The organism is Nonomuraea sp. NPDC049750, assembly GCF_040659625.1.
Taxonomy (GTDB): Bacteria; Actinomycetota; Actinomycetes; order Streptosporangiales; family Streptosporangiaceae; genus Nonomuraea.
This window is the reverse complement of record NZ_JBFANB010000011.1, coordinates 238,855-256,363: the sequence shown is the minus strand read 5'-3', so window position 1 is coordinate 256,363 and position 17,509 is coordinate 238,855. Positions and strand designations below refer to the sequence as shown.

Below are 17,509 nucleotides of genomic sequence, written 5' to 3'. Positions count from 1 at the left end.
AAGAATCGGCACTATGGATGGAGCACTCCTGGGAACCCAGCGGATTCACGTCCGGAAGCCCGACACCACGCCGACGGTGGCCTTCCGCACGGTGGACGGGGGCGGGCGCCTGTACGTGCTGGGGCCGCGTACGCGGGCGTCGTACCTGGCGCCCAAGGACGTGCCGCACTGCGTCACGGTACGGCTGCGCCCGGGGACCGCCCGGCCGCTGCTCGGGGTGCCGCTGAGCGAGCTCGTGGACCAGGTCGTCCCGCTCCGGGACCTTTGGGGGGTACGGGCGGACCGGCTGGCCGAAGAGCTGACGGGCATGGTGATGGAAAATGACTGGGCGGAGCGGGTGATGGCGCGCCTGGAGGCGGCGTTCCTTGATCGGCTGGCCGCGCAATCGCCCGCCGACCTGGACCGCGCCGGCCTGGTGGGCGCGGCGGCGGCGCTGCTCTCGGCCGGGGCGGCGCTCGACCGTGGCGACCTGGTGGGCGTGACGGCGCTGGATCGTGGCGACCTGGTGGGTGTCGCGGCGGCGCCTCCGGTCGTCGCGGTTGCCAGAGAGCTGGGGGTGAGTGAGCGGCACCTGCGCAACCTGTTCACGGGCGGCGTCGGTGTCCCGCCCAAGCGGTTCGCCCGGATCAGCCGGGTCCGTGGCGTGCTGGCCAGGGTGTGTCGCGAAGAGGGCGCCTCACTGGCCGCCGACGCGGGCTACTACGACCAGTCGCACATGACGGCGGAGTTCCGTGCGGTGATGGGCGTGCCCCCGAGCGCTTACCGGGCGGGCCGCCTGCCGGTCCCCGCCGCCTGCTCAGCCGGCTGAGTCGGCTTCCAGGCATTCGGCGCCCGAGCAGGAGTGCATCCTCGACAGCCGTTCCTGGAGTTGCAGCACCAGTCCCGGGTCCGCGAACCGGGCGAGGTTGTGCAACTCGTAGGGATCTCGGGTGAGGTCGTACAGCTGTATCTCGCCGGTGACGTACCTCACGTAGGTGTGCGTCTCCGTACGCAATGCCTCATAGGAGGGCACCGGCGTCTGCGCGGCCGACGACCGGTTGGCCGGCCGGCTGAACTCGACCAGCACGTTCCGCCGCCACGGCGACGGGTGCTTCCCCTCCAACAGCGGCACCAGCGACCGTCCTTCGGCGAACGGCGGCACCGCCGCCCCGCCGAGCGCGGCGAACGTGGGCGCCAGATCCACCGTCGCCGTCATCTCGTTGATCTTCGAGCCCGGCTCGATGCCCGGCCCGCGCACCACCAGCGGGACATGAATGGCCTCCTCGAACGGGGTGGTCTTGCCCTGAGGGAGGCGATGCGTCCCCAGGTGGAAGCCGTTGTCGGAGGTGAAGAAGATGTAGGTGTTGTCGAGCTTGCCGGAGTCGCGCAGGGTGGTGATCACCGAGTTGACGAGGTCGTCGACACCGAGCATGGCCCGCAGCCTCCTGCGGTAGCGCTCGTCGACCTCGTCGATGCCCTCCGGCGAGAGCTGCGGCCTCGATCGCAGCCACTCCGGCTCCTCCGACACGTCCGCCTGGTTGAACGACGGCGTGCGCGGCGCCTGCGACCAGGGGAACGCGTCCATGTTGCGGACGGCCGGATTGGCCGGGTTGTGCGGCGCGATGGGGGCGAGATAGAGGAAGAACGGCTCCGAGCCGGCGTTGATGAAGTCTCTGGCCTTGCCCGCCAGCACGTCGGACAGGTAGTCCTGCTCGCCCCAGCCGTGGTCGACCAGGTTGCCGTTCTCGTTGAGGCGGTAACCGTACTCCTGATAGAGGTTGCGCACGGGCACGTCCCACTCGTGCCAGCCGGGCGGCACGTACGTCTGCGTGGCGGTGCCGCCTGGATAGTGGTTGAGGAACTTGCCCATCAGCGCCGTGCGGTAGCCGACCTGCTGCATCCAGGTGCCGATCGTGGACTGTTCCAGACCCAGGGTGTGGAAGCGGTCGAAGCCACCTTCCGGCGCGGTGTTGGTCAGCACGCCATGACTATGGACGTACTGGGAACGCAGGATCGTCGTGCGCGATGGGCAGCACCAGGAGTTGGACACGAAGAATCGCTCGAACGAGGCGCCCTGCTGCACCAACTGCTGATCTATCGCGGGAAAGTAGGAGAGCGCCCCGTACTCCAGGTCGTCCGCCATCACCATGACGATGTTCGGCCGGCTTGCCCCGGAGGCCACCGCCGGACGAATCACGGGCAGCGCGCCTGCCGAAAGAAACAGCAGCGCGCAAGCGAGTCGACACAGAACGTTAACCACGAGGGTGATTTCCCCGGAAGATCATGCATTGACACCCGGCTCCGCCGCAGCCGTAATAGAACTAAATTCCGGAGGTGTCACATGAAGCTCGGCTTACAGCTTGGCTACTGGCAGCGCAACGCGGACGACGCGACCGAAACCGTCCTGACGGCCGAGCGGCTCGGCTATGACTCGATATGGACCGCCGAGGCGTACGGCAGCGATGTCTTCACGCCGCTGGCCTGGTACGGCGCGCGGACCTCGCGCATCAAACTCGGCACGTCGATCGCCCAGATGTCGGCCAGGCCACCCGTCACCACGGCGATGACCGCGATGACACTCGACCATCTCACGGGCGGGCGGTTACTGCTCGGCATCGGCGCCTCGGGGCCGCAGGTGGTCGAGGGCTGGTACGGCCAGCCGTTCGCCAAGCCGCTGACCAGGACCCGCGAGTACGTCGACATCATGCGCCAGGTCTGGCGCCGCGAGGAGCCGGTGACCAGCGGCGGACCGCACTACCCGCTCCCCCTGGCGGACGGGCTGGGCAAACCGCTCAAGCTCATCACCCACCCGCTGCGGCCCGACATCCCCCTCTATCTCGGGGCGGAAGGGCCCAAGAACGTGGCCCTGGCCGCCGAGCTCGGCCAGGGCTGGCTCCCGCTGTTCGCCTTCCCGTCCAAGATCGAGGAGATGTACGGCGAGGCGCTGTCGGGCGCCGCGCCGGGCTTCGACGTCGCGGCCATGGTCATGGTGGTGATCTCCGACGACGTACGGGCCGCGCTCGACGGGGTGAAGATGATGCTCACGCTGTACATCGGCGGTATGGGTGCCAAGCACCGCAACTTCCACGCCGACATCATCGGCCGGATGGGGTTCGCCGAGGCCGCCGAGCGCATCCAGGCGCTGTATCTGGCTGGGAAGAAGGATGAGGCGTTCCAGGCGATCCCGGACGAGCTGGCCGACGGCATCTCGCTCGTCGGGCCGCCGGGGCGGATCAAGGAACGCCTCGAACTCTGGCGCCAGAGCCCGGTCACCAGCCTGCTGGTGATGGGGCCGCGGGACGAGCGGTCACTGACGATCATCCGCGACCTGGTTCTGAACTGACGGCTGGCGACCATTGACCGTCTCAGTCCCTGTGACGGTCCGTTGTGGCTGAGGTCCCTCGGTGGGATACCCCCTCCGGGGGAGCGCAAGAAGACGGTCCGTTGTGGCTGAGGTCCCTCGGTGGGATACCCCCTCCGGGGGAGCGCAAGAAGACGGTCCGTTGTGGCTGAGGACCCTCGGTCGGATACCCCCTCCGGGGGAGCGCAAGAAGACGGCCCGTTGTGGCTGAGGACCCTCGGTCGGATACCCCCTCCGGGGGAGCGGAGGGAGGCCCCTCCGGGGAGTGGAAGGGCGGCGAGCGTCGCGTTAGTCGGGGCGGGGAGCTGGGTCGGTGGTGATCGAGTTGAGCAGGGGTCTGCTCAGGGCCCCTGCTCCGATCACGCCGGCGAAGCCGAGTCCGACGCAGATCAGCAGCGTGATCATCCCGGTCGAGTTCACCGCGCCGATCATGAAGGGTGTCGCGCAGAACGCGCCGACCAGGATCGCGCCGCCGCCCATCACCGTGAGCGGGATGAGCGTCTCGGCCCTGCGCGCCTTGTCGAGCACCTCCAGCGGCGTGCCCGCCAGGCGCAGCAGCCCGTACGTCTGGCGGCGGTCCAGGATCGACGACGCGGCCGTGATCCCGGCGCTGGCGATGGCGACCAGGAACGACACCGACAGCACGACCACCGTGCCCGCGCGGATGTCGGCCAGGATCTGGACGCCGAAGTGCCCGTCGTCGGCGTCCGTGGTGGGCGTGTGCCCGGGAACCAGCCCGGCCAGCGCCGTACGGGCCCGGTCGATGGCCGCGGCGTCGGCCGAGGTGCCGAGAGCGACGACGACGACCTTCTTCACCGGCTTGACCGTGGCCGTGATCCCCGCCTCCTTAAGCCGGGTCCGCGCCTGCTCGGCCACGGCGGCCGTCTGATCCGCCGGGACGGCTACCTGGAGCTGCCCCGTAACCCCGCTGCTGTTGAAGGCGCCCGGACTGAGCAGGCAGAGGAACCCGGCGACGAAGCCGGTCATGGCCACCCCGCTCACCGTGCGCCACGCGGAGCGCGGATCGTCCACCAGCCGCCGGCCCGCCAGCAGCCGGGCGGGCCGGCTCGCCCGGCTGGCCGTGACGCGGCCGATGATCCCGACCACCCACGGGCCGACCAGGTTGACGCAGAGGAAGGCCAGGCCGATCACCACCGCGATGGGGCCCACGGCGTTGCCCCGACTCAGCAGCGGAACGGCGGCGAGCACCACGAGCAGGACCACGACCCTGACGAAGCGCATGGCGGGCGGCGTCTCCCGCTTGGCCACCCCGAGCGGGCTGACCACGACCCGCCGCAGCCCCACCACGGCCGAGAGCCCCACCAGCAGAGGGACCGCGACCAGCAGCCCGCCCAGGATCAGCGGGCTCGGCCACAGGTCGGAGACGAACCACGGCCCGCCGCCGATCTGGATCCCGGCCAGCAGCGGCGCCGCCAGGGCGTAGGCGAGCGTGCCCGTGACCGCCCCCGCGAAGGCCACGATCATCGCCTCGGCCACGGTCATCCCGACCACCTGGCCGGGCGTGGCGCCGACCAGCCTGAGCGTGGCCAGGCGCTGATCTCTCCTGGCCACGGTGAGCCGGGCCGCCGCGCCCCCGAACACCAGCAGCGGCACGACCATGAGCACCCCGGCAATCAGCGCCAGCACCTGGTAAGCCTTGGCGTCCTCCGTCGGCTCCCCCGCCAGGCTCGCCACCCTCACTGGGGGTTTGGCGATGATCCAGTCATCGCTCCGCTGCGCGGTCAGCTCGGGCGCGTCCGGCTTGTGGCCGACGACCGCGACCAGCTCGCCCGGGTAGAGCAGCGCCTCCTCGCCGAGTACGCCTTTGGTGCCCGGGAAGCGGTCGGCGAGCTGGTCGGCGGGCAACTGCTCGGCCAGATCCTTCAGCGCCGGGGAGAGCCAGACCTCGCCGGGCGCGGGGAAGCGGGCCAGGCCGGGCGGCAGCGCGGGCGCCTCCCCGCCGAGCGCCGCCAGGTCGACGACGGTGATGTCCTTGTCGCGGACGAAGTCATGACGGGACGCCTCGATCGCCACGGCCTCTCCCGAGGTCTGGACCGGGTTGCGCCAAGCGCTCCGGTCGGCCCTGGCCTCGAAGGCGTAGTTGGCGGCCACCGCGAACAGCAGCAGCGCCATGGAGACGGCGACGGCTCCCAAGGTCAGCCAGGTGCCCAGCAGGCCCTTGCGCCCGCCACCCTTGAGCAGCCGCCAGGTCAGGTCCAGGTTCACGCGCGTACCCCGCCCGCGAGCAGGTGGCCGTCGCGGACCTCGACCGTGCGGTCGCACCAGCCGGCCACGTTGGGGTCGTGGGTCACCACGATCAGGCAGGCGCCGTTGTGCTTGGTCGCCTCGACCAGCAGCCGCATCGTCTCCTGGCCGGTCGTCTGGTCGAGCGCGCCGGTCGGCTCGTCGGCGAAGACCACCGCGGGCTTGGTGACCAGCGCCCTGGCGATGGCGACGCGCTGCGCCTGGCCGCCCGACAGCTCGCCGGGCCGCCGGGTCTCCATGCCGTGCAGGCCGAGGGGCCCGAACCAGTCACGGGCCTGCCGTACGGCCTGCGCCCTCGGTACGTCGCCGAGCATCAGCGGCAGGGCCACGTTCTCCTCGGCGGGCAGCTCGGGCAGGAGCTGGCCGAACTGGAAGACGAAGCCGAAGCGGGTACGGCGCAGCGCGCTGCGGCCGCGCTCGCGCATGTTGTCGATGCGCTGGCCGAGCAGGTGCACCTCGCCGGAGTCGGGCTTCATGATGCCGGCCAGGCAGTGCAGCAGGGTTGATTTGCCGGAGCCGCTGGGGCCCATGATCGCCACGGCCTCCCCGGCGCGGACCGCGAGGTCCACTCCGCCCAGGGCCACCGTCTGCCCGAACCGCTTGGCCAGGGCTCGTCCAACAAGCACGTCGTTCATGGTGTCGAGCCTCCCGCCGGGGAGGGGCCCGGCGGATCAGCCGGACGTCCGGTTCCCCATCGGCCGAACGGCTGATCCTGGAGTCGCCGACGCGGGCCGGCCCCTGGGTTGGCAGCGCGAGCTGATCCCAGGGTTGGCAGCGCGAGCTGATCCCAGGGTTGGCAGCGCGAGCTGATCCCAGGGTTGGCAGCGCGAGCTGATCCCAGGGTCGCCGAGCGTGAGCTGATCCCAGAGTTGGCGACGTCGGCTGATCCTAGAGTTGTGGGCGTGACTATTCGCGTGCTCATCGCCGACGATCAACAGCTTGTACGTACCGGATTTCAGATGATTTTGGATGCGCAACCGGACATGGAGGTCGTAGCGGCGGTCGCCGACGGCGCGGAGGCGGTGTCCGAGGCGCGGCGGCTCAGGCCGGACGTCTGCCTGCTCGACATCCGGATGCCCAAGCTGGACGGCATCGAGGTGACCCGCGCCCTGGCCGGCCCCGGTGTCGAGAATCCCATGCGGGTCGTCATCGTCACCACCTTCGACCTGGACGAGTACGTCTACGGCGCGCTGCGGGCCGGAGCCCTCGGGTTCCTGCTCAAGGACAGCGGGCCCACCCTGCTGATCGAGGCGGTCAAGGCGGCGGCGAGCGGTGACTCGCTGGTGTCGCCTTCGGTGACGGTACGGCTGCTGCAGCACCTGGCCCAGCCCAAGGTCCGCGTCCCCGTCCCGCTGAACGATCCGCTGACCGACCGCGAGCTGGACGTCGTACGGCTGGTGGCGCGGGGCCGGACGAACCAGGAAGTGGCCGGCGAGCTGTTTGTCTCACTTTCGACGGTTAAGACCCATCTTGGGAGCATTCAACGGAAGCTCCGTGTCCGTAATCGGGTGGGAATCGCAGCTTGGGCGTGGGAATCCGGTGTCGTTGGATGATAAATGTGTCCAGCTGATTAACAAGGAGCCTGGCGGGATAGAAGTGAAGCAGAACCTCAGCGCATGGCCCGGGGGGAGAACAACGTGCGCTACGCCCAGGCACCGCCCACTAGGGCCGCTTCTGTCGTCTACGTGACCCTTGCCGCACAGGTCCTCTCCCTGGGCGCTCTCGTGATCTTCGAACAGGCTCGTGGCCGTCGCCTCGCCACCCAGCTCGCGGCGTTCGGCGGCCGTCCGCACGGCGCCGACGCCCAGGCGGTGGTCGGGGCCGTGACGGTGTTCGCCGTGCTGATGATGCTGGTCGCGGGCACGGCGATCGCCGCCGCCGCGGCCTACGTCACCTGGCTCATCCGGGCCCGGCAGGCCAATGATCGCTCGGCCCCCACGGGTCCGGTGGCCGCCGCCTGGCTGATCCCCGGCGTCAACCTGATCGCGCCGCCGCTCCTGCTGGACCAGGTGTGGCGCGGCGCCCGCCCGCCCAAGGACCAGCGGCCCCGCTGGCTCGCTCTGCTGGCCGCCTGGTGGCTGACCTGGCTCGCCATGCTCGCCCTGGTGACCGTCCGCCTCCCGCTCGGCTCCTCGTCGGGCGACCTGACGGGCATCGGCCTTCCGGAGCTGGCCTGCGCGACGGTGTCCGCCCTGCTGTGCGCGGCCACGGTCCGCGACATCACCCGCATCCAGTGCTCCATGTCCAGCGCCCGGGGCCGGGGCCGCCTCCGCAACGCGGGCACGGTCACCCGGCTCCCCCAGCCGCCCCCCGAATCCACCGCCCCGCTCGAACAGACGGGTTGACAGCCGGAGCCTCATGCCCAGCCATGACCCCGGAGACGGCTGAGAAGACGCCGTAACGGCGGCCTGCCACGTGCCGGTCAGCGGGCGTCTTCCTGGAGGCCCCTGGCCACGGTCGGCGGGTGGCGGTGGGGGCGGCTGTGCCGTAAAAAAAGAAATGGTGGAAAATCACGTCGCACTAGCAAGGATCACGCCGCACTAGGACCTGAACTCCCCTGGCTGGCGTGCCAGAGGCGGCGGGTGGGCGGCGCGACCACCGGCCCCAGGTCCGCGTACGGAGACAGGCGGAAGCCGTTGGCGTACTCGATGCGGCGCCCGCCGACCCCACCCGCGTCCTCGGGAGCCTGGTCGAGCAGCGCTCTGACCGCCTCGATCCCGCTCGATCGCCACAAGGCGTCGAGGTCGACCAGGTTCCAGCAGTCCACCGCGCGCATCGAGATCGCCCGCGTCCCCGTGCGCCGGACCACGCCCCGCGCCACCATCAGCCACGACCCGAACACCGTCGCCGCGCACCGCCCCTGCACCGACTCGAAGAACGTCAGGTCGATCGGCCCCGTCGAGTCGTCCAGCGTGGTGAAGATGACGCGCTGCCCCGAGCGTACGGCGGGCGTCTGGGTGGCCACCTTGACCCCGGCGACCAGCACCTCGGCCCCGTTGCGCTGGGTCAGCAGGTCCTTGGAGCGCACCACCCCGATCGCGTCGAGCAGTTCGTCGTGGAAGCTGATGACGTGGCGGCTGATGTCGATGCCCAGGATCTCCAGCTCGGCCTCCACCATCTCGGTCTCGGTCATCTCGGGCAGTTCGCCGGGCGCGATGTGCTCGGCGAAGCCCAGCGGGAGCTGCACCGCCGCTTCCTCGTGCCTGGGAACAGGACGAGCGGCGGGCGGGGTGTAGCGCTTGGACTTCGTGGCGGACGACTTGACGCCCGACGTGGAGGCCCGTTCAAGGACGCCGACCTGGGCGATCAGGTCGCGGCGGGTCAGCCGCCCCGGCCGCCAGCGCGCCCCGCCCGGATGCAGGTCGTGCAGGTCGTCGAGGCCGCCCACCTGGACGATCCGCTCGATGACCGGCCGCGACGGGCGGGCGCGGTCCCAGAAGTCGGCGATCGACGTGTACGGCTGGCCGGCCACCATGCGTCCCACCTCCGCCTCGCTCACCCCCTTGATCGCGGAGAACGGCACCCGCAGCGCGTAGCCCTTCCCGATCTCCCCGGCCCGGAAGTCACCCGGCTCGATCCTGAGCCGCACCCGCGGGCCGAGCCGCTCCACGCGCCAGTCCTTGCCGGACCTGTTCACGTCGAGCGGCAGGATCTCGACCCCGCACTGCCGCGCCTCGTCGATGATCACGCGTTGCGGGTACATGCCGGGCTCATGCGTGAGCACCCCGGCGAAGAACGCGGCCGCGTGGTGCCGCTTGAGCCAGGCCGACTGGTAGGTGGGCAGCGCGAACGCCGCCGCGTGCGCCTTGCAGAACCCGAACGCGCCGAACGCGTCCAGCACCTTCCACGCCTTGTCCACGGCCGCGTCGCCGAACCCGTTGGACCTGGCCAGCGGCACGAAGTGCTTGCGCACCCGCTCGCGCCCCTCCGGCGAGGCCAGCGTGCGCCGCAGCGACTCGGCGAAGGACAGGTCGCGGCCCGTCATCACCTCGATGATCTTGAGTACCTGCTCGTGGAAGACCACGACGCCGTGCGTCTCCTTCAGCGCGCCGCGCAGCCGCTCGTGCGGATAGTGCGGCTTGCGCCACCCATGTCTGGCCTCCAGGTAGGGGGTGACCATGTCGGAGTTGACCGGTCCCGGCCGGAACAGCGAGATGTCCACGATCAGGTCGTGCATCTTGCGCGGCTCCAGCTTGGCGACCAGCTCGCGCTGGCCGGGCGACTCGATCTGGAAGCAGCCGAGCGTACGGCTGGCGCAGATCATGTCGTAGGTGGCCTGGTCGTCGTGGGGTACGTACTCGACACCGGGCTCCGAGCCGTGCTGCGTGTCGAGCTCGACCACGACGTCGTCCACCCGCTGGATCTCGCTCAGCGTGTAGGCCATCGCCGACTGCATCCGTACGCCGAGCACGTCGAGCTTGAGCAGCCCGGCCTCCTCCACGTCGTCCTTGTCGAACTGCGACATCGGGAACTCCAGCAGGCTCCGTTCCACCGGCGTCCTGTCCCGCAGCTCCGCGTTGCCGATGAGCACCCCGCACGGGTGCAGCGCGATGTGCCTGGGCAGCCCGTCGAGCCGCTCCGCCAGCCGGAACACCCGCTCCAGCCCGGCCTCGCCGAGCCGGCTGTCGCGCAGCTCGGGCAGGTCGTTCAGCGACGCGGTGATCTGCTTGGCCCTGATGTGCGGGAACGCCTTGGCGATCGCGTCGATCTCGTACGGCGGCAGCCCCATGGCCCCCGCCACGTCCCGGATCGCGCTGCGCGCCCGGTAGGTCTCCATCATCGAGACGCAGGCCACCCGCGACTCGCCGTACCTGTCGAAGATGGCCTTGTAGCAGTCGAGCCGGCGCGCGGACTCCACGTCCACGTCGATGTCGGGCAGCCCGATGCGGCCGTCGGACAGGAAGCGCTCCATGAGCAGGCCGTGTTCGAGCGGGTTCACCTCACCGATGCCGATGAGGTAGTTGACCAGGCTGCCCGCTCCCGAGCCGCGGATCGCGCAGCGGATGCCCATGCCACGGATCATGTCAGTGATGCCCGCCACGGCTATGAAATATCCGGACAGACGTTTCCGCTCGATGATGTCCATCTCGGCCCGCAGGCGGTCCCTGGCATCGGCGGAGCGATCCAGCCCGCGCGAGCTCAGCCCGTCCTCGACGCGGTGCCGCAGCAGCGGCACCGGATCGCGGCCGACCTCGGGCAGGTGCAGGTTCGGCGGGTCGTGCTTCAGCGCGAGCAGGTCGACCGGGTTGATCGCGCACGCCTCGGCCAGCGTGCGGGTGGCGTGCAGGAGACGGCCGATCCGGTCGGGGTCGGCCCCGCAGATCTTGGCCGCCACCTGCCACATCTCCTTGGTGCCCTTGAGGTAGGCGTGCGAGGTGGTGCGCTCCAGGTGGCGCGGGTGCAGCGGTACGAGCTGCCGCGCCGCGTCGAGCACGTCGCCCACCTGGTGGTCGGCGGGGTCCAGGTATCTGACGGCGTTGGTGAGCACGGCCGGCACGCCCCGGGACTCGGCCAGGGCGAGCATCCGGACGGCGGTGGTGGCGTCGCGGAAGCCGTACTGGTCGACCAGCTCGATCACCACGCCCGGCACGGTGGCCAGCCACAGGTCGAGCAGCGCCCTGGCGTGCTCGTCACGCCGCTCGGCCACGGCGCGACCCACGTCGGAACGCGGCCCGAGCAGCACCGTCAGCCCGCCCCCTGCCACGGAGGCGATCAGGTCGCGCGTCACCTCGGGCGCGCCGCGCTCGCCCGCGTAGTGGGCGGCCGTGACCAGGCGCACCAACGAGGACCAGCCGCCCGCCCTGGCCAGCACCGTGACCCGATCCTGAGCCCCCGGCCCGGTCCTGACCCGCCCCCGGCCGCCCGGCCCGGCGCCGGCCCGCTCCCAGCTTCCCGGCCCGCTCCTCGGGCTTGGGCGGGCCGCGGAACCCGCCAGCGCGAAGTTGACCCCGAAAACCGAGGCGATCCGGGCCTCCGCGCACGCCTGAGCGTGCTTGATCGCGCCATAGAGACCGTCGCGGTCGGTCAGCGCGAGGATGTCCATCCCGTCCTCGGCCGCCCGGCGTACCAGCGCCTGCGGAAAGGCGGTGCCGTAGCGCATCGAGTAGGCGGAGCTCACGTTCAGGTGCGGGAACGGCGGCGCCATCAGTCCCACGCCCGCAGGAGCAGCCACCCGCCACTGGCGGTGTCGAACCGCAACTCGTAGGATCCGAGCTCGCGCCCCGGGCTGGCCTCCACCCGCCAGAACTGCCGTTCACCGGGATCGTTCTCGTCGATCTTCCACCACTCGCGGGCCACCACCCACTGGTCGAGGACCCGGCGGACGAGATAGAGGCGATCGCGCCAGACGAACTGGGTCGGCTGCCCGTCCCGGGTCCACACCTCTATCGGATCGCCATAGAGTCTGCTCAAGATGCTTCTCCCCGCGGCTCTGGTGCCTATGCTGAGCCACCCGGGGGAAGGCGGGCGCTTATGTCTCGAACATATGTTCTTAGGCCCCGAAACGCAAGTCGCCGGCCTGCCGCACCAGAGGGTTGGCGTCGATCGAGTTGCGGATGCTGAAGACCACGCTGCCCGCCCGATAGCGGTCGTCCGACCACTCCACCGGCCTACCCTCGTGCGTGGTGGTGATGCGGCGCTGGCGAAGCAGCGGGCTGCCGCGCCGTACACCCAGCAGAGCGGCGTCCTGGACGCCCGCGGAGACGGCGTCGATGAGGTGCTCACCGTAGGCGAAGACCAGCCCGATCGAGTCGTACAGCGCCTCGGTGACCGACTCGCAGCCGGGCGCGAGCCCTTCTACGGCAGCGGCCACCCATCCCGCGTACACCGTGCGCTCGACCAGGACGGGCTCGCCCTCCAGTGTGCGCAGCCGGAGCACGTCGAGCACCTCCTCGGTGCCGAGCCTGGCGGCCTCGGCGGGGCCGGCCGCCCGGCGCTTCTGGGCGATCACCTGGCCGCCGTAGCGGTAACCGTTGGCGCGCGCCCACTGCGCGAAGCTGTGCAGCTCGGCGAAGCTCTGGCTGCGCACCTTGCCCAGCACGATGCGTCTGGCCCCCTGCCGGGAGCCGACGATCCCCTCGGCGACCAGCACCGCGACCGCCTGGCGTACGGTGCCGCGGGCGGCGCGGTAGCGCGCGGCCAGCTCCGCCTCCGTGGGCAGCTGCGAGCCGATCGGATGTACGCCGGTGAGTATGTCGTCCCGCAGCTCACCGGCGATCCGTTCATAACGCGCAACCATCCGCGACCTTTCGCATTCATGAAAGAGCAATCTTCATGGGACTTACTTGTGCTGGCTTGTTTGTACAAGTTCCTCTAACTTCTTTCCACACCCCCCGGAGAGTGGAGCCAACGTGTTCACACCTCGTACTCGCGCGGCAGGCGTCATCGCAGCCCTTACCGTAGCCACGGCGGCATGTGGCGCCGCCCCTGGCACACAGGAGACCAAGGCGTCAGAGGGCGGGGTGAACGCGAAGACCGCCACCTCCGCCGCAGATTTCGGTGGCCTGGACAAACTCGTCGAGGCGGCGAAGAAGGAGGGCAACCTCCACGTCATCGCGCTGCCGCCCGACTGGGCCAACTACGGCGAGATCATCAAGGGGTTCACCGCCAAGTACGGGATCAAGATCGAGAGCGAGGACCCCGACGCGGCCAGCGCCGACGAGATCACCGCGGTGAAGACCCGCAAGGGCCAGGACCGCGCGCCCGACGTGCTCGACCTCGGCCAGTCGTTCGCGATCAGCGGCGCCAAGGAGGGCCTGTTCGCGCCCTACAAGGTGCAGGCGTTCGACAAGATCCCCGAGGGGCAGAAGGAGCCGACCGGGCTCTGGACCAACGACTACGGCGGCTACGTGTCGATCGGCTGCGACGCCAAGAAGATCAGCGCCTGCCCGACGAGCTTCGCCGACCTGCTCAAGCCCGAGTACAAGGGCAAGGTCGCGATGAACGGCAACCCGACCAAGTCCGGCTCGGCCTTCGCCGGCGTCTACGCCGCGTCGATCGCCAACGGCGGCTCGTTCGACGACATCCAGCCGGGCCTGGAGTTCTTCAAGAAGCTGAAGGCGGCCGGCAACTACAACCCGGTCGAGACCACCCCGGCGACGATCGAGAAGGGCGAGACCCAGATCAGTATCGACTGGGACTACAACAACGCCGCCTACGCGCCCGAGATGTCCGCCAAGGGCCTCGACTGGAAGGTGAACGTCCCCTCGGACGGCAAGTACTTCCAGATGTACGCCCAGGCCGTCAACAAGGACGCGCCCCACCCGGCCGCCGCCCGCCTCTGGCAGGAATACCTCTACAGCGCCGAGGGCCAGAACCTCTACCTCAAGGGCTTCGCCAGGCCGGTGCTCCTGCCGTCCATGACCACCGACGGCTCGGTCGACAAGGCCGCCGCCGACGCGCTGCCCAAGGTCGAGGGCACGCCCACGTTCCCCACCCCCGAGCAGGTGGACGCGGCCAAGGCCAAGCTGGCCGGCGGCTGGGACGCCGCTGTCTCGGGATGACCCGCGCCAAGGGGTGGCTCGGCGCGCTGCCCCTGCTGGTCTTCTTCGCGCTGGTCTTCGGCATCCCCGCCATCGCGCTGGTGGCGGGAGCGTTCACCGCGAACGGCCGGCCGAGCCTGGCCAACATCGGCCAGAGCCTCCAGGGCGGCTACCTCACCGCGATGGCCGGCAGCGTCCAGCTCTCGGCCGTGGTGGCGCTGGCCGGGGCGGTGCTCGGCACGTTCCTCGCCCAGGCCGTGGTGACCTCCCGGTTCGCCCTGCTGCGCGAGGCGGTGCTGACGGCCTCCGGCGTGCTGGCCAACTTCGGCGGCGTGCCGCTGGCCTTCTTCTGGATCGCCACGCTCGGCAACTCCGGCGTGATCAGCGGGCTGCTCGGGCTGCCGTCCGGCGCGCTGTACACCTTCTGGGGACTGGCGATCGTCTACCTGTACTTCGCGATCCCGCTGATGGTGCTGGTCATGGCGCCCGCGCTGGACGGGCTGCGGCCGCAGTGGCGCGAGGCGGCGGCCAACAACGGCGCGACGGCCTGGCAGTTCTGGCGCTTCGTCGGGCTGCCGGTGCTCACGCCGGCCATGCTCGGCGGGGTGGTGCTGCTGTTCGGCAGCGCGTTCGCGGCCTTCGCGACGGCCAACGCCATGGTCGGGACCGTGGTGCCGCTGGTGACCCTGAAGATCGCCAGCGCGCTCACGGGTGACGTGCTGATCGGCTACGAGAACATCGCGCTCGCGCTCAGCCTCGACATGATCGTGGTGGCCGGGCTGGTCATGGCGATCTACCTGCCGCTGCAGAAGAGGAGCACCCGATGGCTGCGCTGACCGGGCTGGAGCCGGTGACCGCTGCGCCGCGCGCGCCGTCCCGGCCCAGGTTGTGGCGCGGGGCGGTGTTCCTGCTGGCCGGCGCGTACTTCCTGATTCCGCTCGGGGCCTCGCTCTGGTACACGATCTACACGCCCACGACCGGGGTGTCCTTCGCGGCCTACGGGGAGCTGCTGACAGCCGAGGGTTTCGGGTCGTCGCTGCTGCTGTCCATGTCGCTGGCCATCGCGACGATCGTGCTGGCCCTGTTGCTCACCCTGCCGGCGATGCTGGCCGTACGGCTCAGCGCGCCGCGGCTGCGTCCCGTGATGGAGGTGCTCTGCACGCTGCCGCTGGTGGTGCCGCCGATCACGTTCGTGGCGGGGCTCACCACGTCGCTGCGTACCGGCACGGACGTGCTCGCTCCGACGCCGTTCTGGGCCACGCTGATCGCGGTGCAGAACCCGGCGTTCCCCGTCGTGCTCGTGCTCGCGTACGTGGTGCTCGTGCTGCCCTTCGTCTACCGCTCGCTCGACGCCGGGCTGCGCACCATGGACGTGCGCACGCTCGTCGAGGCGGCCCGCAACCTGGGCGCGTCGTGGCCGCACGTGCTGTTCCGGGTGATCATCCCGAACCTGCGCTCGGCCCTGGCCAGCGCGTCGTTCCTGACGCTCGCCCTGGTGCTGGGCGAGTTCACCGTGGCCAGGCTGCTGGGCTACCAGCCGTTCGCGGTGTGGATCGTGACGATCTCCGGGTCCAAGGGCCAGGTGTCGGTCGCGGTGTCCATCCTCAGCCTGCTGCTCATCTGGCTGCTGCTGCTCGCGGTGTCCACCGCGTTCTCGGGAAAGGAGCGGAAATGACGGCTCAGGTGGAGTTCCGGGGGCTGCGGCGGGTGTTCGGCAAGACGGTGGCGCTGGACGGCCTCGACCTGACGATCGCGCCGGGCGAGTTCGTCGCGCTGCTGGGTCCCTCCGGCTGCGGCAAGACGACGGCGCTGCGATGCGTGGCCGGGTTCGAACGGCCCGACTCCGGCGCCGTGCTCGTCGACGGCTCGGACATCACCGACGTGCCCGCCAACAAGCGCGACGCGGGCATGGTCTTCCAGTCCTACTCCCTCTTCCCCAACCTCAACGCCCGCGACAACGTCGCCTTCGGCCTGCGGGTACGCAAGGTGCCCGTGGCCACCAGGCGCGCCAAGGCGGACGAACTCCTCGAACTCGTCGGCCTCCCCGCCCACGCCGACCGCTTCCCGCACCAGCTCTCCGGCGGCCAGCAGCAGCGCGTCGCCCTGGCCCGCGCGCTGGCGCTGGAGCCGCGGGTGCTGCTGCTCGACGAGCCGCTGTCGGCGCTCGACGCCAAGGTACGGGTCTCGCTGCGCGAGGAGATCCGCCGCCTCCAGCTCGACCTCGGCATCACCACCATCTTCGTCACCCACGACCAGGAGGAGGCGCTGTCGATCGCCGACCGGGTCGCGGTCCTGCGCAACGGCCGCCTGGAACAGTGCGGGCCGCCCGCCGAGGTCTACGACCGCCCGGCCACCCCGTTCGTGGCCGAGTTCGTCGGCACCATGAACCACCTGGCCGGACACGTCTCGGGCGACCAGGTGACGGTGCTGGGCCAACTGCTGCCGGTGGACGGCGAGCCCCCCGGCATCCTGGAGGTGGACGTACTGATCCGCCCCGAGGCCGTACGGGTGACCCCCGATCCGGAGGGTAAGGCGGAGGTGCTCGCCGCCTCCTTCCGCGGCGCCTCGGTCCGGCTCCGGGTGGCGCTGTCGGGGGGTGAGGTGCTGGCCGACGTACCTGGTCACGAGGCGGTGAGCCTGGCACCCGGCACCCGGGTGACGGTCCGCCTGGTGGAGCGTCCCGTACTGGTGGCCGAGAGAACGGTCACGGTCCCCTCCCCCGCCTCGGAACCGGCCGATGCCGTCTGAGCCGCCGTCACCGAAGGCGCCGCCTTTAGGGACACCGTCACCGGGAGCAGCACTGTCGGAAGTGGCATCGTCGGAGGCGCCGCAGGCCGTCCTTTTCGACATGGACGGCACGCTAGTAGACACCGAGGGCCTCTGGTGGCAGGCCACGGCCACGGTGGCCCGGACCCTGGGCGTCGAACTGGGCCCCGCCGACATTCCCCAGGTTCTGGGCCGCACCGCCGAGGATGTGGCGGCCCATCTGCTCACCGCCGCCACCCCGCGTCCCGACACGGAGAAGATCACCCAGCGCCTCACCGACGCCTTCGCCACACGCGTCGGCAGCGGCGTGACGGTGATCCCCGGCGCCTTGGCCCTGCTCGCCGAACTCCACGCGGAGGCCATCCCCACCGCCCTGGTCAGCGCCTCTCCCCGAAGCATCGTCGACCTCGTCCTCCCCCGTCTCGACCACCACTTCGACCTGGTGATGGCCTTCGAGGACACGCCACGCGGCAAACCCCACCCGGACCCGTACCTGGAGGCGGCCAGGCGGCTCGGCGTGGAGCCTCGTCGCTGCGTCGCGATCGAGGACAGCCCGCCCGGCATCGCCGCCGCCATAGCCGCCGGGTGCCGTGTCATGACGGTCGACTCTCGACGTGGCCTTCCAGATCTGCGCTCGCTGTGCGATTTCAAGCCGTGA

15 protein-coding genes are annotated in these 17,509 nt (G+C 70.5%); 9 read left to right on the top strand and 6 right to left on the bottom strand.

Features of this window, described 5'->3' with window-relative positions:
• Nucleotides 1–13 precede the first annotated feature (13 nt).
• Nucleotides 14–808 (top strand): helix-turn-helix domain-containing protein, encoded by a 795-nt coding sequence (locus tag AB0J16_RS28155; RefSeq protein ID WP_358544791.1) that lies wholly within the window; start codon nucleotides 14–16, stop codon nucleotides 806–808.
• On the opposite strand, the gene AB0J16_RS28150 is transcribed toward AB0J16_RS28155, so the two are convergent.
• Entirely contained in the window at nucleotides 797–2,122 is a 1,326-nt protein-coding gene (locus tag AB0J16_RS28150) for a sulfatase (RefSeq protein WP_358544790.1), read from the bottom strand. The genes AB0J16_RS28155 and AB0J16_RS28150 overlap by 12 nt on opposite strands.
• Before the next feature lie 198 nt (nucleotides 2,123–2,320).
• Between AB0J16_RS28150 and AB0J16_RS28145 the strand changes: the two genes are divergently transcribed.
• Entirely contained in the window at nucleotides 2,321–3,322 is a 1,002-nt protein-coding gene (locus AB0J16_RS28145) for an LLM class F420-dependent oxidoreductase (RefSeq protein WP_358544788.1), read from the top strand.
• Between the two features lie 306 nt (nucleotides 3,323–3,628).
• Here AB0J16_RS28145 and AB0J16_RS28140 read toward each other — a convergent pair whose 3' ends face one another.
• Both AB0J16_RS28140 and AB0J16_RS28135 read right to left on the bottom strand, forming a co-directional pair.
• Complete coding sequence (locus tag AB0J16_RS28140; protein ID WP_358544786.1) at nucleotides 3,629–5,566, bottom strand: FtsX-like permease family protein; 1,938 nt, start codon at nucleotides 5,564–5,566, stop codon at nucleotides 3,629–3,631.
• Nucleotides 5,563–6,240: an ABC transporter ATP-binding protein gene (locus AB0J16_RS28135; RefSeq protein WP_357953625.1), complete on the bottom strand. Its 678-nt coding sequence runs from the start codon at nucleotides 6,238–6,240 to the stop codon at nucleotides 5,563–5,565. The genes AB0J16_RS28140 and AB0J16_RS28135 overlap by 4 nt, the downstream gene beginning before the upstream one ends.
• 267 nt (nucleotides 6,241–6,507) lie before the next feature.
• On the opposite strand from AB0J16_RS28135, the gene AB0J16_RS28130 reads away from it, so the two are divergent.
• On the top strand, nucleotides 6,508–7,158 hold the full coding sequence (locus tag AB0J16_RS28130; RefSeq protein ID WP_358183259.1) for a response regulator transcription factor: 651 nt from the start codon (nucleotides 6,508–6,510) through the stop codon (nucleotides 7,156–7,158).
• A 63-nt stretch (nucleotides 7,159–7,221) separates the two neighbouring features.
• Nucleotides 7,222–7,950, top strand: coding sequence for a DUF4328 domain-containing protein (locus AB0J16_RS28125; RefSeq protein WP_358544784.1), 729 nt, complete (start codon nucleotides 7,222–7,224; stop codon nucleotides 7,948–7,950).
• Between the two features lie 185 nt (nucleotides 7,951–8,135).
• Here the strand turns inward: AB0J16_RS28125 and dnaE are convergent, their stop codons facing one another.
• The 3 genes from dnaE to AB0J16_RS28110 all read right to left on the bottom strand — a co-directional run bounded on the left by dnaE (nucleotide 8,136) and on the right by AB0J16_RS28110 (nucleotide 12,842).
• Entirely contained in the window at nucleotides 8,136–11,750 is a 3,615-nt protein-coding gene (gene dnaE, locus AB0J16_RS28120) for a DNA polymerase III subunit alpha (protein ID WP_358544881.1), read from the bottom strand.
• Nucleotides 11,750–12,016, bottom strand: coding sequence for a DUF6504 family protein (locus tag AB0J16_RS28115; RefSeq protein WP_357953631.1), 267 nt, complete (start codon nucleotides 12,014–12,016; stop codon nucleotides 11,750–11,752). The genes dnaE and AB0J16_RS28115 overlap by 1 nt, the downstream gene beginning before the upstream one ends.
• A 79-nt stretch (nucleotides 12,017–12,095) precedes the next feature.
• Entirely contained in the window at nucleotides 12,096–12,842 is a 747-nt protein-coding gene (locus AB0J16_RS28110; protein WP_358544782.1) for a GntR family transcriptional regulator, read from the bottom strand.
• Nucleotides 12,843–13,065: 223 nt separating this feature from the next.
• On the opposite strand from AB0J16_RS28110, the gene AB0J16_RS28105 reads away from it, so the two are divergent.
• The 5 genes from AB0J16_RS28105 (at nucleotide 13,066) to AB0J16_RS28085 (ending at nucleotide 17,509) form a co-directional block, all read left to right on the top strand.
• Nucleotides 13,066–14,106 (top strand): ABC transporter substrate-binding protein, encoded by a 1,041-nt coding sequence (locus tag AB0J16_RS28105; RefSeq protein ID WP_358449491.1) that lies wholly within the window; start codon nucleotides 13,066–13,068, stop codon nucleotides 14,104–14,106.
• Nucleotides 14,103–14,921, top strand: a complete 819-nt coding sequence (locus AB0J16_RS28100) for an ABC transporter permease (protein ID WP_358544781.1) — start codon at nucleotides 14,103–14,105, stop codon at nucleotides 14,919–14,921. Before AB0J16_RS28105 ends, AB0J16_RS28100 begins: the two co-directional genes overlap by 4 nt.
• Complete coding sequence (locus tag AB0J16_RS28095) at nucleotides 14,909–15,760, top strand: ABC transporter permease subunit (RefSeq protein ID WP_358544779.1); 852 nt, start codon at nucleotides 14,909–14,911, stop codon at nucleotides 15,758–15,760. The genes AB0J16_RS28100 and AB0J16_RS28095 overlap by 13 nt, the downstream gene beginning before the upstream one ends.
• Nucleotides 15,757–16,833, top strand: coding sequence for an ABC transporter ATP-binding protein (locus AB0J16_RS28090; protein WP_358544777.1), 1,077 nt, complete (start codon nucleotides 15,757–15,759; stop codon nucleotides 16,831–16,833). Before AB0J16_RS28095 ends, AB0J16_RS28090 begins: the two co-directional genes overlap by 4 nt.
• 61 nt (nucleotides 16,834–16,894) lie before the next feature.
• Nucleotides 16,895–17,509, top strand: coding sequence for an HAD family phosphatase (locus AB0J16_RS28085; protein ID WP_358544775.1), 615 nt, complete (start codon nucleotides 16,895–16,897; stop codon nucleotides 17,507–17,509).